Annotated in this window: 22 protein-coding genes; 18 read left to right on the top strand and 4 right to left on the bottom strand. The window is 56.4% G+C overall.

Annotated elements, in window-relative coordinates; genetic code table 11:
• Positions 1-305 precede the first annotated feature (305 nt).
• The 3 genes from asnS (at position 306) to ACQRD3_RS08230 (ending at position 4,312) form a co-directional block, all read left to right on the top strand.
• Complete coding sequence (gene asnS / locus ACQRD3_RS08240) at positions 306-1,700, top strand: asparagine--tRNA ligase (RefSeq protein WP_080906189.1); 1,395 nt, start codon at positions 306-308, stop codon at positions 1,698-1,700.
• Between the two features lie 151 nt (positions 1,701-1,851).
• A complete protein-coding gene (locus ACQRD3_RS08235) occupies positions 1,852-2,646 on the top strand; it encodes a TIGR04255 family protein (RefSeq protein ID WP_080906188.1) in 795 nt (264 codons plus the stop codon).
• A 223-nt stretch (positions 2,647-2,869) separates the two neighbouring features.
• Positions 2,870-4,312, top strand: a complete 1,443-nt coding sequence (locus ACQRD3_RS08230; RefSeq protein ID WP_427780927.1) for a nicotinate phosphoribosyltransferase — start codon at positions 2,870-2,872, stop codon at positions 4,310-4,312.
• Between the two features lie 56 nt (positions 4,313-4,368).
• Here the strand turns inward: ACQRD3_RS08230 and ACQRD3_RS08225 are convergent, their stop codons facing one another.
• A complete protein-coding gene (locus ACQRD3_RS08225) occupies positions 4,369-5,163 on the bottom strand; it encodes an ATP-binding protein (RefSeq protein WP_080906186.1) in 795 nt (264 codons plus the stop codon).
• A gap of 226 nt (positions 5,164-5,389) precedes the next feature.
• Here ACQRD3_RS08225 and rplM point away from each other — a divergent pair, with 226 nt between their 5' ends.
• Together rplM and rpsI are read left to right on the top strand one after the other, a co-directional pair.
• Positions 5,390-5,821: a 50S ribosomal protein L13 gene (rplM, locus tag ACQRD3_RS08220; protein ID WP_080906185.1), complete on the top strand. Its 432-nt coding sequence runs from the start codon at positions 5,390-5,392 to the stop codon at positions 5,819-5,821.
• A 19-nt stretch (positions 5,822-5,840) separates the two neighbouring features.
• Complete coding sequence (gene rpsI / locus ACQRD3_RS08215) at positions 5,841-6,245, top strand: 30S ribosomal protein S9 (RefSeq protein ID WP_080906184.1); 405 nt, start codon at positions 5,841-5,843, stop codon at positions 6,243-6,245.
• A gap of 137 nt (positions 6,246-6,382) precedes the next feature.
• Here the strand turns inward: rpsI and ACQRD3_RS08210 are convergent, their stop codons facing one another.
• The gene (locus ACQRD3_RS08210) at positions 6,383-6,685 is read right to left on the bottom strand and encodes a hypothetical protein (RefSeq protein WP_331904474.1); all 303 of its coding nucleotides are present in this window, start codon (positions 6,683-6,685) and stop codon (positions 6,383-6,385) included.
• An 895-nt stretch (positions 6,686-7,580) separates the two neighbouring features.
• On the opposite strand from ACQRD3_RS08210, the gene ACQRD3_RS08205 reads away from it, so the two are divergent.
• The 3 genes from ACQRD3_RS08205 (at position 7,581) to ACQRD3_RS08195 (ending at position 10,115) form a co-directional block, all read left to right on the top strand.
• A complete protein-coding gene (locus ACQRD3_RS08205) occupies positions 7,581-7,913 on the top strand; it encodes a DUF6431 domain-containing protein (RefSeq protein WP_235254622.1) in 333 nt (110 codons plus the stop codon).
• A gap of 91 nt (positions 7,914-8,004) precedes the next feature.
• Positions 8,005-9,867 carry an S-layer homology domain-containing protein gene (locus tag ACQRD3_RS08200; protein ID WP_427780923.1) on the top strand — a complete coding sequence of 621 codons (1,863 nt, stop codon included), beginning with the start codon at positions 8,005-8,007 and terminating at the stop codon, positions 9,865-9,867.
• Positions 9,864-10,115: a helix-turn-helix domain-containing protein gene (locus ACQRD3_RS08195; protein ID WP_235254624.1), complete on the top strand. Its 252-nt coding sequence runs from the start codon at positions 9,864-9,866 to the stop codon at positions 10,113-10,115. The genes ACQRD3_RS08200 and ACQRD3_RS08195 overlap by 4 nt, the downstream gene beginning before the upstream one ends.
• A 35-nt stretch (positions 10,116-10,150) precedes the next feature.
• Here ACQRD3_RS08195 and ACQRD3_RS08190 read toward each other — a convergent pair whose 3' ends face one another.
• Positions 10,151-10,360: a helix-turn-helix domain-containing protein gene (locus ACQRD3_RS08190; RefSeq protein WP_427780921.1), complete on the bottom strand. Its 210-nt coding sequence runs from the start codon at positions 10,358-10,360 to the stop codon at positions 10,151-10,153.
• 169 nt (positions 10,361-10,529) lie between these two features.
• Here ACQRD3_RS08190 and ACQRD3_RS08185 point away from each other — a divergent pair, with 169 nt between their 5' ends.
• The 10 genes from ACQRD3_RS08185 to ACQRD3_RS08140 all read left to right on the top strand — a co-directional run bounded on the left by ACQRD3_RS08185 (position 10,530) and on the right by ACQRD3_RS08140 (position 13,244).
• Entirely contained in the window at positions 10,530-10,655 is a 126-nt protein-coding gene (locus tag ACQRD3_RS08185) for a hypothetical protein (RefSeq protein ID WP_427780919.1), read from the top strand.
• Positions 10,656-10,778: 123 nt separating this feature from the next.
• The gene (locus ACQRD3_RS08180; RefSeq protein ID WP_427780917.1) at positions 10,779-11,066 is read left to right on the top strand and encodes a hypothetical protein; all 288 of its coding nucleotides are present in this window, start codon (positions 10,779-10,781) and stop codon (positions 11,064-11,066) included.
• A gap of 11 nt (positions 11,067-11,077) precedes the next feature.
• Positions 11,078-11,287, top strand: coding sequence for a hypothetical protein (locus ACQRD3_RS08175; RefSeq protein WP_427780915.1), 210 nt, complete (start codon positions 11,078-11,080; stop codon positions 11,285-11,287).
• A complete protein-coding gene (locus ACQRD3_RS08170) occupies positions 11,280-11,510 on the top strand; it encodes a hypothetical protein (protein WP_118358536.1) in 231 nt (76 codons plus the stop codon). Before ACQRD3_RS08175 ends, ACQRD3_RS08170 begins: the two co-directional genes overlap by 8 nt.
• Positions 11,511-11,521: 11 nt before the next feature.
• The gene (locus ACQRD3_RS08165; protein WP_256152928.1) at positions 11,522-11,752 is read left to right on the top strand and encodes a hypothetical protein; all 231 of its coding nucleotides are present in this window, start codon (positions 11,522-11,524) and stop codon (positions 11,750-11,752) included.
• A gap of 49 nt (positions 11,753-11,801) precedes the next feature.
• On the top strand, positions 11,802-12,059 hold the full coding sequence (locus ACQRD3_RS08160) for a hypothetical protein (protein ID WP_427780913.1): 258 nt from the start codon (positions 11,802-11,804) through the stop codon (positions 12,057-12,059).
• A gap of 16 nt (positions 12,060-12,075) precedes the next feature.
• Positions 12,076-12,519, top strand: coding sequence for a hypothetical protein (locus tag ACQRD3_RS08155; protein WP_427780911.1), 444 nt, complete (start codon positions 12,076-12,078; stop codon positions 12,517-12,519).
• Complete coding sequence (locus tag ACQRD3_RS08150) at positions 12,509-12,667, top strand: hypothetical protein (protein ID WP_302635290.1); 159 nt, start codon at positions 12,509-12,511, stop codon at positions 12,665-12,667. Before ACQRD3_RS08155 ends, ACQRD3_RS08150 begins: the two co-directional genes overlap by 11 nt.
• A 1-nt stretch (position 12,668) precedes the next feature.
• Positions 12,669-12,977 carry a hypothetical protein gene (locus ACQRD3_RS08145; protein ID WP_427780908.1) on the top strand — a complete coding sequence of 103 codons (309 nt, stop codon included), beginning with the start codon at positions 12,669-12,671 and terminating at the stop codon, positions 12,975-12,977.
• A 12-nt stretch (positions 12,978-12,989) separates the two neighbouring features.
• Entirely contained in the window at positions 12,990-13,244 is a 255-nt protein-coding gene (locus tag ACQRD3_RS08140) for a hypothetical protein (protein WP_427780907.1), read from the top strand.
• Between the two features lie 173 nt (positions 13,245-13,417).
• Here ACQRD3_RS08140 and ACQRD3_RS08135 read toward each other — a convergent pair whose 3' ends face one another.
• A complete protein-coding gene (locus ACQRD3_RS08135) occupies positions 13,418-13,717 on the bottom strand; it encodes a hypothetical protein (protein WP_427780905.1) in 300 nt (99 codons plus the stop codon).
• Positions 13,718-14,208: the final 491 nt, after the last annotated feature.

The following is a 14,208-nucleotide window of genomic DNA, read 5'->3' as shown; positions in this document are numbered from 1 at the left end:
ACGATGCTGTGAGTGCTGCTTCGTATCAGCCGGTCGTAACGGGTCGTCAGTAAAATTTTTCTTGGAGAGCTCGGGCGGCTGTTCTTTTTTAAAAAAGAACAGCCGCCCGAACCACGCACCTGAAGGCCTGCGATCACATCGCAGCCAAGCGGCTCCGCCCGACCGGCGCTCCCAATCCCCTCAGCCAAAGAATCCGCCCTCTTTCCCACAAACACCTTGTAAATTCCCGCCAAAGTCCTTATAATATGGGTATCTTTTTGGAATCCCGCGGAAGAGAAACAAACAACGTAGAGAGGAAGAACCCAATGGAACGCACACAGATCGCCCGCGTGTTTGCCGATCAGGAGACATTCGGCGGGAAAACAGTCACCGTCTGCGGCTGGGCCCGCACCATCCGCGACATGAAGACCTTCGGCTTTATCGAGCTCAACGACGGCTCCTGCTTGAAAAACCTCCAGGTGGTGATGGAGGCCGCGCGCCTGGATAACTTCAAGGAGATCGCCAAGCAGAACGTGGGGGCCTCCCTGGTGGTCACCGGCACCGTGGTCCTCACTCCCGAGGCCAAGCAGCCTCTGGAGCTCAAGGCGGACACCATTGCCGTGGAGGGTCCCTCCGCCCCCGACTACCCCCTCCAGAAGAAGCGTCACTCGGTGGAGTTTTTGCGCACCATCCAGCACCTGCGCCCCCGCACCAACCTCTTCTCCGCCGCCTTCCGGGTGCGCTCCGCCGCGGCCTACGCCATCCACAACTTCTTCCAGAGCCAGGGCTTTGTGTACGTCCACACCCCCATCGTCACCGCCTCCGACTGCGAGGGCGCCGGCGAAATGTTCCGGGTGACCACTCTGGACCCCCAGAACCCGCCCCTCACCCCCGACGGCAAGGTGGACTTCTCCCAGGACTTCTTCGGCAAGCCCGCCAGCCTGACCGTCTCCGGCCAGCTCAACGCCGAGAACTTCGCCATGGCCTTCGGGGACGTGTACACCTTCGGCCCCACCTTCCGGGCCGAAAAGTCCAACACCCAGCGCCACGCCGCCGAGTTTTGGATGATCGAGCCGGAGATGGCCTTCTGCGACCTGGACGGCGACATGGATGTGGCTGAGGCCATGATCAAGGCGGTCATCCGGGAGGTACTGGAGAAGTGCCCCGACGAGATCGACTTTTTCAACAGCTTTGTGGACAAGGGCCTGAAAGAGCGGCTGGAGCACGTGGCCTCCAGCGCTTTTGGCCGGGTCACCTACACCGAGGCCATCGACATCCTGCTCCAGTCCGGCCACACCTTTGAGTACCCCGTGTCCTGGGGCTGCGATTTGCAGACCGAGCACGAGCGGTTCCTCACCGAGCAGCATTTCAAGAAGCCGGTATTCGTCACCGATTACCCCAAAGAGATCAAGGCCTTCTACATGCGGGCCAACGACGACGGCAAGACGGTGGCGGCGGCCGACTGCCTGGTGCCCGGCATCGGCGAGATCATCGGCGGCAGCCAGCGCGAGGAGCGGCTGGATCTGCTGGAGGCGCGCATCCGGGAGCTGGGCATGGACCCCGCCGACTACTGGTGGTATCTGGACCTGCGGCGCTACGGCTCCTGCCGGCACGCGGGCTTCGGCCTGGGCTTCGAGCGGCTGGTGATGTACCTCACGGGCATCTCCAACATCCGCGACGTGCTCCCCCACCCCCGCACTGTGGGAAGCGCGGACTTTTGATCGGAGAAAACGGCCTGTCCGGGCGGCACTGCGCGGACAGGCCGCTTTTCCTGCTCTCCCATCCTCCGGAAACCGGATACTTTCTTTTGACATTGCGCCCCAATGCGGTTACAATAGCCTTGCAATCACCTGTGAAAGGAGCCAATTTATCATGCTGTTTTCCGACAACACTCGTTATTCATACGCCCGCCCCCAGCTCATCGAGGTCATCTGCCAGCTCCGCTTCCCCACCATCCTCTCCATCGGCAGCGCCGACCCCGCCCAGTTCCAGGAGGCCGTCCGCGCCGACTACCCCCGCTATGTGGCCCGTCAGGACGCCCAGCCGCCCAGGGTGGTCAACCCCGGCACCCCCCAGGCCAAGTTGGAGCAGCAGCCCCCCATCACCAATTACAACTTCATCTCCTCGGACGGGCTGTGGAAGCTCAACCTGACCCAGAACTTCATCGCCCTGTCCACCCTGCGCTACATCCGGTGGGAGGACTTTGCCCAGAAGCTGGACAAGGTCCTGGCCCTCTTCATCCAGATCTACCGGCCCGCCTTCTTCGAGCGCATCGGTCTGCGGTATGTCAATGCGTTCTCCCGCCGGGCCCTGGGACTTCAGGAAGCGCTGTGGGACGACCTCATCAACACCCCCTTCGTGGGCGTCCTGTCCGAGCCCGATGTGGATGAAAAGCTGGTGGGCAAGAGCGCCCTGGATGTGGAACTGAGCCTGGGTGAGAACCGCCGGATGAAGCTCCACGCGGGCCCGGGCCTCCTCAACGGCGGCAAGCAGGACACTGAGCCCAAGTTCATCCTGGACGGAGACTTCTCCGTGCTGGACAAGGAGATCCCCGCCGACCGCATCCCCGCCGATCTGGACAGCCTCCACGACCACGCCGTGCGCCTGTTCAACTCCGCCATCACCCGGGAGCTGCGGGATGCCATGGGCCCCACGCCCCTGGCCTGATCCACCCCGCATTTTCGCCCTGCTCCGGCCTGTGTGCCGGGGCGGGGCTTTTCTTCTCTCCAAACCGCCCCTCTTTTCCGAGAAAAGGGCCTTTTTCTCCCTTCCTGTCAGAAATTTTGCTTCCTTTTCCAAACAAAGAGGGTTATAATAAAAAAAATCGCTTCCGCGAGGCTGACTCACCCGTTTCGGCGGAGAGTCACCCGCTGAAAGAGAGGTCTTTATCATGAAGCAGCATCTCAACTACACCATGCTCTGTGATTTTTACGAGCTGACCATGGGCAACGGCTATTTCCAAACCGGCCTGGGCGACCAGATCTGCTATTTCGACGTGTTCTTCCGCACCGTTCCAGACGGGGGCGGCTTTGCCATCGCAGCCGGGCTGGAGCAGGTCATCGACTATATCGAGAACCTCAGCTTTGACGAAGAGGATCTGGAATACCTCTGCGGAAAGAAATGCTTCAGCGAAGCCTTCCTGAACTATCTCCGCCGCTTTCGCTTCACCGGCGACATCTGGGCCGTGCCCGAGGGCACCCCCATCTTTCCGGGCGAGCCCATCCTCACCGTCCGGGCCCCCGCCATTCAGGCCCAGTTTGTGGAGACCTTCATCCTCCTCACTCTGAACCACCAGTCCCTCATCGCCACCAAAACCAACCGCATCGTCCGTTCGGCTCAGGGCCGCCCGGTGAGCGAGTTCGGCTCCCGCCGGGCCCAGGGGCCCGACGCCGCCATTCTGGGCGCCCGTGCCTCCTATATCGCGGGCTGCTCCGGCACCGCCTGCACCCAGGCCGACGAGCTCTACGGCTCTCCCGCCGGGGGCACCATGGCCCACTCCTGGGTCCAGATGTTCCCCGACGAGCTCACCGCCTTCAAGACTTACTGCCAGCTCTATCCCCACAACGCCACTCTGCTGGTGGACACCTACAATGTGCTGAACTCCGGCGTCCCCAACGCCATCAAGGCCTTCCAGGAGGTCCTTCTTCCCCAGGGCATCACCTCCTGCGGCATCCGGCTGGACTCGGGCGACCTGACCTACCTGTCCCGGAAGGCCCGGCAGATGCTGGACGCCGCCGGGCTTACCGGCTGCAAGATCTTCGTCTCCAACGCGTTGGACGAATACCTCATCCGGGATTTGCTGCTCCAGGGGGCCGCCATCGACGCCTTCGGCGTGGGCGAGCGGCTCATCACCTCCCGCAGCGAGCCGGTTTTCGGCGGGGTATACAAGCTGGCGGCAGTGGAGGATTCGGAGGGCAACATCATCCCCAAGATCAAGATCAGCGAAAACCCCTCGAAGATTACGACTCCCCACTTTAAAAAGGTCTACCGCCTGTTTGACAGAGACGGCGGCAAGGCGTTTGCCGACCTGGTGACCCTTCACGACGAGACGGTGGACGACACCAGGCCCCTGGAACTCTTCGACCCCGCCGCCACCTGGAAGCGCAAAACGTTCACCAATTTCACCGCGGTGGAACTTCTTCAGCCCATTTTCCGGGGCGGAGAACTGGTCTACCGGGTCCCCACCATTGAAGAGGTCCGGGCCTACTGCGCCCGCCAGGTGGACTTGCAGTGGGATGAGGTCAAGCGGTTTGAAAACCCCCACAACTACTATGTGGATCTGTCTCAGAAGCTCTGGGACATCAAACAGCAGCTGCTGAAAAATCAGCGCTGAGGAGACGCGGGACCGCCGCCGTGCACGCACGGCGGCGGTCCTGTCTTTGTTGGCGTTCAGGCCTTCGGCCTCTCCGGCCGGCCACTTTCAGCGGGCTCCTCCTCGGCCAGCGGACGTCTCCGGTGCTCCAGGGGCCCCCACTCGGGCAGGGGCAGGCGCTGCATGGAACCAAACACCCGCTCCTTGAGCCCCGGGTACCTGTGCTCCAGCTCGGCCACCAGCTCCTTGACCTCTTGGCGCTTGGTATAACCGTCGGCAGGGCAGGGATTGAACACCACCGGCAGGTTGTTCCGCCGGGCCGCCCCCCGCACCATGCCCTCGCCGCAGTAGAGCAGCGGGCGGATCTGGGTGATCCCCGTGCGGGACAGCTCGGTCACCGGCTGAAAGCAGGACAGCCGCCCCTCGTAAAAAAGGGAGAGGAAAAAGGTCTCCACCGCGTCGTCGAAGTGGTGGCCCAGGGCGATCTTCCGGATGCCCCGCTGAGCGATGGCATTGTGGAGCGCCCCCCGGCGCATTTTGGCGCACATGGAACAGGGGTTTTTCTCCTTCCGAAGGTCGAAGATGATGTGGCTGATCTCGCTGGGAAGAAGCGTAAAGGGCACGCCCAGCGTCTCGCAGTAGCCGGACACCGGGCCGAAGTCAATGCCTTCCCCGCCGTCCACCGCCCCCATGTCCAGGGTGAAGGCCTCCACCGTAAAGGGCTTGGGGTAAAACCGGGACAGCTTGGCCAGCGCGGTGAGGGTCACCAGGGAGTCCTTGCCCCCCGAAACGCCCACCGCCACCCGGTCGCCCGCCTGGATCATATCGTAGTCCTCCACACACCGCCGGACCAGAGAGAGTATTTTCTCCATAAAACGCCTCCGAAAATTTAAAAATTGAAACCGAGTATTTAAGAGATTTCGGAAGAGAAACGGTGATTTCAAGAGATTTTAACTTTCTAAATTAAAAAACTCAAAAAAGCCGTTGACACTTCAATGCCTTCGTATTATAATACAAAACGCTCCAACCGTCCAGGTTTGGGGCACTTTCTCTGTGAAAACGCTCATTTTCCGAGCATTAGAAATTGGAGGTTTCACCATGTCCACTTTTATGGCAAACAAGGGCAACATTGTCCGCAAGTGGTATATCCTCGATGCGGCAGGCAAGCCCCTGGGCAAGACTGCTGTCATCGCCGCTGACCTGCTGCGGGGCAAGCGCAAGCCCGAGTACACTCCCCACGCCGACTGCGGTGACTACGTCATCATCCTCAACGCCGAGAAGGCCGTCCTGACCGGCAAGAAGCCCGAGCAGAAGTTCTACCGTCATCACACCGGCTGGGTGGGCGGCCTGAAGGAGATCAACTACCGTCTGCTGATGGAAAAGGATCCCGAGCTGGCCGTCAAGCTGGCCGTGCGCGGCATGATGCCCCGCAACACCATCACCAAGGACTCCCTCTCCCGGCTGCACATCTGCCGCGGCAGCGAGCACAAGTATGCCGCCCAGAAGCCCGAGCCCTGGACGATGAATTGAGCAGGAGGTAATCTGAATTATGTATAAGAGCAAGAAGCCTTATCTCTACGGCACCGGCCGCCGCAAGTCCTCCGTGGCCCGGGTGCATCTCTTCCCCAACGGCACCGGCACCATCACCATCAACGGCCGTGACATCGACGACTACTTCGGCCTGGACACCCTGAAGCTCATCGTCCGCCAGCCTCTGGTCACCACCGACCTGGTGGGCAAGGTGGACATTGAGGCCACCGTCACCGGCGGCGGCGTGACCGGCCAGGCCGGCGCCATCCGCCACGGCATCGCCCGCGCCCTGCTGGAGGTCAATCCCGAGTACCGTGCGGCCCTGAAGTCCGCCGGCTTCCTGACCCGCGACCCTCGTATGAAGGAGCGGAAGAAGTACGGTTTGAAAGCGGCAAGAAGAGCCCCCCAGTTCTCCAAGCGCTGATTTATCAAGAAAAGCCAGAAGCCGCAACGGTTTCTGGCTTTTTTCTTTGGGCTTGCTTTGATTCGTTTTGACTTGTAAGAGCACTTTTGGAATGGGCTAAAACTGGGCTAAATCCAGAAAAAGGGCTAAAAATTGGGCTAATTTTTCTGCTCTTTTCTCTTGCGTATTTGCTCGTCAAGCCACTCAGCTGCACCCGGCTTTTTTAGAAAATTTCTGTAACATTCCAGTGTTACTGCAGCGAGTCTATTCCTGACATGATCCGGAATAGATTCCAGGTCGAATACAACACGGTCGGTGCGGTCATAGATGATCCCATCATGTTCGATACTCTCCTCTTTTGGCTCGCTCCCATCTAAATTGACAACTGCGATATACTGCGTAGGCCCTGTCCTGCTTTTGTACACTGCGGAATCCGATTTATTTTCGTTCTTCTGCTTCACGATCAATACCTCCATAGTTATTCGGACTATCGGTCCACCCACAATATAGCATAACATCACCGCCTCCGGGCGATGCTCCAGTGCAATTCTGGTGAGTCCCGCATTCGGACATAAAAAAAGACCCGACTGCTGCAACAGTCGGGCTTTGTGTTCCTCTGGGTACGGTAATGAACATCAATACCATATCACAATTTACGCAGACAGTCAAGCCGGCTGGACTGCGCAAGGAAGGAGGCGCGCCATGTCTGAAGCTATTGATGTCATTACCGAGGAAACGGAGGTAAGCACGACAGAGATGGCGACGGTGCTGGACGTGTCTGTCCGGCAAACAATAGGTGATATGAAAATCTAAGCGGCAGCTGCCATGAGAGCAGTTGCCGCTTTAATATTTCCGATTGCTCCGATGGCGCGAGTAATATCCAATCCATTTTCCTGTTGTTATCCTGGCGTCACATGGCCGACCTGCATCTTTAGGAATAATCCAGGCATGGCCGACCTTTCCGGCCCCAGCGATCCTGCCGAGGTTGCACAGGCGAAGCACGCTTGCCATGGTCATACCCCACTGCTCCGCAGCTTCCCTCGTAGACATGTAATCGTCAACAGCCATATTCCCCGTCCCTTTCGCCAAAACAATACCAAAAGTAGCTGATATTTAACCGATTTTTCCAACGCAAAGCGGAACGGAAATGACAATTTTTCGCTCCGGCAACTACGCGAAAATCGGGGTCGGCGAGCCCGCGGCAAAGGGCCGCCCCCTCTTCACAGTACCTTGCGCCTCTGGCGTCATGATACCAGCTCGGAACGCTTTGGAACAGGCAAACCGGGTGGGTGATCTTGCGCTTTCCCACAGTCCTCCTTTCGTGCGATATGCTCTTTGCACGAAAGGAGGACTTTTATGCTTGTTGCAACGCACTACACGGTATCTTTAGACATTGGCAAGGGTGTTTATGTGGTGAGGAACAAAGACGCACCTATGTGTCCTGAATGCGGTGTTCTGATGTCCGGCTACGATCACCGGAAAAGGAAGGCCATAGGAGCAGACGGCAAGCCTCGCATCTTTCTGATCCGGCGCCTGCGCTGCCCGGTGTGTAGACAGATCCATGCTGAGATCCCAGACAGCTTGATCCCGTACAAGCACTATGCGTCTGAGGTCATCAAGACTGTACAGCAGGGGGATGATTCTCTCTGTCCAGCCGATGATTCCACAATCCGCAGGTGGAAAAAATGAGTTTACCCACCTGCTTTGCCTGTACTTATCCGCTCCGGCTCAGTATGCTTTATATGAACGAATTCGTATCACCTTGTAGTAGGAGGGGATATTGGAACAGTTGCACCGGGCATTTATCAAAAATAGAAAGGAGCGAAATATCATGAAGAAATCATCAAAACTGTTCTCTGCAATTTTGGCTGTGATGCTTATGGTTTCCGCTTTGGGCGCTATTCCCGCAAATGCCGTCGAAGCCGAGGTGACAGTGAATTCTCTGCCAGAGCTTGAGGAGGCTATAGCTGCAGCAGTCAATGGGGATATGATCTACATTGCCAAGGATATAGATATCCAGGAGGAAGTAAGCTTAGGAACCGTTGACAAGACCGTGTTCCTCGCCGGAGCCGAAGGGACAAGCGTTGTCCTTTCAATATCGCCGGATTTTCCAGATGGGCAGTCTGTCTCTTTTGCGAATCTTGTATTTTGCGGCGGTCAGAGCAGCGGCCTTTCATTTGTCCAGAGCGGGGGCACCTCTTATTTCCAGACAGTGAGATTTCAACACCCGAATGAGAGTTCGGGGAAAAGCGCCTGTCTCGTTGAAGCTGGTAATGCTACTTTTTCAAACTGCCACTTCGAGGAAGGCCGCGCAGAAAAAGGCGGTCACATCTATGCGGGAACCGATGCCGCAGTCCACGCGGATAACTGTGTCTTTATGACAGGGGCTGCGTCTGAATGCGGCGGCTCCATTTACGCGCTCGGCCCTGTCAATATTACGGACTGCTCTTTTTCCAATGGCTGTGCTGAAAATGCTGGAGGCAGCGTCTACGCGGCGGGACCGCTGCGGTTGGTAGACTGCACCTTTTATGGCGGCAATTCCGGCATGGGCGGACAGCTCTTTTGTTCCGATACCGCCGCTGAAATCATAGGCTGCTCTTTCACTCAGGGGTACGCTTCACAATATGGGGGAGGAATCGGCTCGGATGGAGACATCTCCATTGCCGATTGCACGATCACCAGCTGCTCTGCTGGACAGTACGGCGGCGGAGTATGGAGCGCAGGTACCGCCGAGATCCAGCGGTGTAAAATCTATGGCAACTCCGCAGAAATTGCGGGTGCAGACTTATATGCAGCGAATGGCCTCACAGCACTTGACTCCGCTGGGGACTACCTGACGCTTTATGAAAGCGAACTCGCCGCCGCAGAGATGAACGCCGCAGGCTGGTATCTTGATGACGCCTCGCAGCGCTATGCCGGAAATTCTCCAACTATGGCATTTGCAACTCCGAGCGAAGCCAACGGCCAGCCGATTGCGTTGGCATTCGCCCTTAGCCGGGTTTCGTTGCCCGATCCGCCGGAGGAGGATTCCGGCAATGACTCCCAGTCCGATCCGCCGGTGCCAACAACGCCGCCTTCATCGTCTTCCAGACATCACAGCAGTGGGACAACTTCACCGGCGCAAAATAATAAACCAACAAGAACTCCGTTGCGTTGCGGCACCGCCGAGATCAACACTTCTGCAGCAGCTGAGTTGTGCCAAGTACTGCCGAAATATATTCCAGAAGGCAAGATTATCTCCCGCGCGGAAGCAACCGGCTATCTCTATGGGATTTTGGATCGCGAAGAAACCGCTGGCACTTCTCCAAAGACGCTGGCCTTTTATTCCGACACAGAGAACATTGCCTATCGGAAGGAAATAGATTCGCTCACTGAGGATGGAATATTCTCTGGATGCGGAAATAGCAGGTTCGCCCCAGACAGTCCTCTGACCCGCGCGCAGATGATTATGATCTTCGCTCGCTTTGTTGAGCCGCAAGAGTACAGCATCAGGCATATGGACATAACTGGTCACTGGGCGGAATCTGGGATAAAAACAGCAGTTGCGTTGGGCTGGATGGAGGACAACCCGATCGATCTTCATGCTGCAATTACTCTAAGTGATTTCGTGTCCTTCTTGTCTAAGGTCGTAAACGCGCAATGATCAGAATTCAGCTATCAAAGCTCTTGGGTGAGAAGCGGCTGACCCAGGCAGACATAGCAAGGATGACCGGGATCAGGGCTGGTACGATCAACGACCTCTACCATGAAATCGCCACACGAATCAGCCTTGAGCATCTGGACCTGCTTTGTGAGGCCCTCGACTGCGATATAAGTGACCTGCTCACCCGAAGCAAAAGAGATTCGCCCTATGTAGCACAGCAACTCCGCCACCGTGCCGGGCATAAATGAAGAAATAGCAGGCGCCGCTCTGACGCCTGCTATTTTTATATCTCTGTCCCATCGGGAAATTTGAAATAACAAACAAATTTCGCTCCAAGCGCGGAAGCAATCGCGTCAAGATCGGAAGAAGAGAACTTTCCAGTCTTGATGCGCTGACCGAAGGCCTGTGAAGTCGTCCCCATTTTGCGGGCAAGTTCGGCTTCGCTCATTTTCGCATAGGTTTCCGCGAGCTTGATCTTTGTTGAAATATCCATGTGCACACCTCCTGAACATAATATAAACGAAAACCTTTCTAATGTCAAATGAAAATTTTCAAATATACAGGAAAACATTAAAGAAAACCGTTGACATTTGAAAGGAAATCCTTTATAATAATACTCGTAAGGCAGAGGTCGAAAGCCTCTTACGAAAGGAAGTGAGGACTTGGACGAGATGACAACCGCCGAGCTCAATCAGTTCTTAGAGAACATCGCAAAGCTGATTGAAGCAACCGCCGACGATCCGGCTGCCGCCGCAAAGATCGTGCGAGATAGCAAGGTCAAGGCATAAAAAAGAGTAGCGACCCCCGCTAAAGCGCCGCTACTCAAACACCCCTAAAGGCGAACGGGAAGCCTTACTCCCGCCGCCTTGATTATAACCGAGTAAGGCAAAAATATCAAGGAGGAAAAAGCAATGACGATTCAGGAAAAACGCTGGATGGATATGGACAATCTCCGGGCGCTGTGCATCAGGCACGGTTGGTTCACGCGGGGCGATTGCAAGGCATACGACAAGTTTTTGAATATGCCGTACGATGCCAAAGGCACCCAGCGGAACATCACTACTAAGCTGCTGTATAGCATGGCGCGGACAATCATGCAGTACAGCGATCCGGAAACCTACGACATTATCGAGGTCGCTGGAATCATGTACAGCCTCGGTCAGATTTGCAACACCACGTTTTACGTTTCCGAAGTGTGAGGAGGTTCATCATGGAAAAGCTGATTTATTCCACCTTCCGCGAAGGTTACGGTATCGACCAAGTCAACCGGACAATGACCGCTGGCGAGTTGATTAACTTCCTCGCGCAGTACGATGAAGACACGCCTATCTATCTGAGCTTCGACAACGGCTACACCTACGGTGGCATTACCGAGGAGCGCTTTGAAGAAGACTATGGGGAGGATAAGGACGATGAATAAGATTCGTCGCAAGAATTTGCAGAGTATCATCGACCAGCTGGAGGAGCTGAAAGGCAGCCTCGAAGACCTCCAGGCTGAGGAGGAAGAGTACCGCGACAATATCCCTGAGAATATGCAGGAGAGCGAACGATACGAAAAGGCAGACGAGGCCTGCGACAACCTTTCCGAAGCCGTGGATAACCTGGAGGAAGTCATCAGCAGCATCGAAGCTGCCATTGAGTGAAAGGAGCGAGCATGAGGAAAATTACCGTCTTCGACTTTTGTAGTCAGATCGGCGCGGCCAGTGAGGAAATTCCCGTTGTGGTGAAAGCCGGTATGAGGGAAATCGGCCGCTTCCGTAGCTTATACAAGATCCCGGCGCAAGCGATGCCGGGAGTGCTGGAAGCCAAAATCACCTATGTTACCATGGGGCGCGAAGAAATCATCATCCAGGTCGCATTGAAAGACTACAACACCAAGCTGTAACTGCATGACTGGCTGACCTATCGGCGCGACGGGGAGAAAGAGTATCGCAATGGAAAAGAAAGATTTGACCTTTGCATTTGACCCCAATGATTTGGGCAGTATGTGCGAGCTGATGGACAAGTATGGCGATAGCGACACGATGTTCATGGGCGTCAATACCGAATTTGAGGAAACGGAGATTTCCATCTTTCCCGATAAGATCGTCTATGCGACCTATCAGCACAACGGCTGGAAGCGCGAGAATGTTTACTGGCGCGATGGTACTCGCGAAGAAACATTTAAAGGCCGCTGGAAGCCCAGAAATTAACATGAGGAGGTACACCATGGAGAACAGGTTTTGGACGGTCACCTATCGCAATCGTGACAACGACCAGCGGATCACCGCCGCCGTATTCGCGGCAGATCAGCGGCAGGCGCAGGAAAAGGCTCAAGACGATGGCCGGATCGACGACCGCGAGGTGTGGGAAATCGAGAGCGTCGAGCCACACGAGGAAACGCTGGCGCGGATTCTCGTTGCTGAATTCAGCAAGAAGCAGCAGGGCGGGCGTTTTGCCTGCCCCCGCTGCGGGAAGATGACGATGGACGCGGAGAGCGTCACGCACAATGCCCTAAGCCGCCGCGCCACCGTCTATATCTGCGACGCCTGTGGGATGCAGGAAGCGCTGGAGGACATGATGGACAGCCGCACCCCGCTGACCGCATGGGCTATCGTCGCCGCGCCGGGAAACTGGCGCATGGAGGAGGGAGGCAATGAGTGTGAAGCGTGACGACGAGCTGATGTTCTACACAGAGTGCTGGCGTGAGCTGCGAAGCTTTCTATCAGAGGTCGTGCGGGACAACACGGGCGAATATCCTTTCGCGCAGGATGTCTTGAATCTGATGCGCAGCATCGAACGGAAATACGAGGGGTGCTGATATGAGCAAATCTTGGACGCCCGAGGAACTGGCCGCTGCCAGTGCCGCGATGAAAGCGGAGGGCCACATGAGCTACGAGGAGTTCTGCGCCGCGCCAGTGCTGCGGCTGGAACACAGAGGCCGCGACAGCTGGGGTCGCCCCGTCTACGAGTGCGACGGTCGGCTCTATGTCGATGTCGACCCGCGCCGGAGCAGACCGGCCGACATCTGCACGAAGCAGGGCAACGCCTTTGACGGTGAGCCGTGCGACCCCGTGCCGAGGGAGACCATCATCGAGTTTATTCCGGAGCGGGACACATGGCCGTTTTGAGGAGGTGCGACAATGGCCAAATATATTGACTGCGACGCATTTAAGGCAAAATATCTATGCTGCGGCTATTTGCCTGAAATGTCGGAGGAAGATTTCGACCGATTCCCTACCGCTGATGTCGCGCCTGTGGTACGATGCGAAAGTTGCTGCTATGCAACATGGGCGGCATGGGCGAACAAATACTCTTGCGGTCAAGTTCACGGATTGTTGGTCTTTGGAGATCATTTCTGTGCATTCGGCAAACGAGAGAGGACGGAGGGCGAATAAAAAGCCCCTCTCGCCGCCGTAGGCGAGTTGCAACACGCCCTTTGCATCGTGGGAGGGTAGACGCACACCCAAGCCGCAAAAAGCGCCACAGCGCCACGTAAACGCGAAAGCGCCGGAAAATAGAAAAAGCCCCCTCGACAGGACGGTAAAATCCTGCGAGGGGGCTTTCGGATTTATTGCTCTTTGTGAAGGAGGCCGTGCACCAGCTCACGAGCATTTGCTGCGTTGGCGTTTTCCTGTGGGGGCTGCGCAAGCAAGGCCTTTACCCTGGCGCGCGCAGCGTCCATTGGCTTCTGTACCGGTGGCGCTGCAGCTGCCTGTGCTGAACCCCATCGAAGGGCTGCTCGAAGCAAGCCGTAGGGGTCAGTATCCTTGGATGCTGCTTTTTTATATGCTTTTCCAAAGGTTGCGACTGCGCGATCTCTGTTCGTAGCACTTTGAGCAAAAGCATGAGAGAACACATCTTTTGCCATGTTTTGTTTCACCTGCCTTGAATTCTTGAATTTATAACCCTCTGCGGTCATCCTGGGCTGACGAAGGAGGAACGCGCTGACTATGACGCGTAATGAAGAAGGGCGGTGCACCGGATGACCGCAGATGGCGGATAGATTATCCTACGGGAGGTCCCCGAATGGCATTTTGGAAAGGTCCTGTCATCTGAATATGTGCCTCCATGCATGGTGTTTTTGACATGGTATTACCTTGGGGCAGAGGATTTCTCGCTTAACTGTCGGGAGTTTCCTTGTCGAGATCATTTCCCCAGCGAAGTAAGGGGCGGTATCATTTGAGTATCCGCTTGCTGCTTTGCCTGCGGAGATGCAAAATCGCCCGGGGCATGGCGCTCTGCACGGCTTTTCCTACTCTGCCGCTTATCCCTGCGAGCAATTTTGTCGTACGGTCAAGGGATTCTCCGTCGAAAGATTCATTTTTGACAAAGCCCATTTACGAGCGACATCCTATTTGC

Origin of the sequence: Candidatus Pseudoscillospira sp. SGI.172, assembly GCF_050313575.1 — a bacterium.
In the GTDB taxonomy this organism is placed as follows: domain Bacteria; phylum Bacillota; class Clostridia; order Oscillospirales; family Oscillospiraceae; genus Vermiculatibacterium.
The sequence above is the reverse complement of the archived record's forward strand: the minus strand, read 5'-3'. Positions and strand labels throughout refer to the sequence as shown.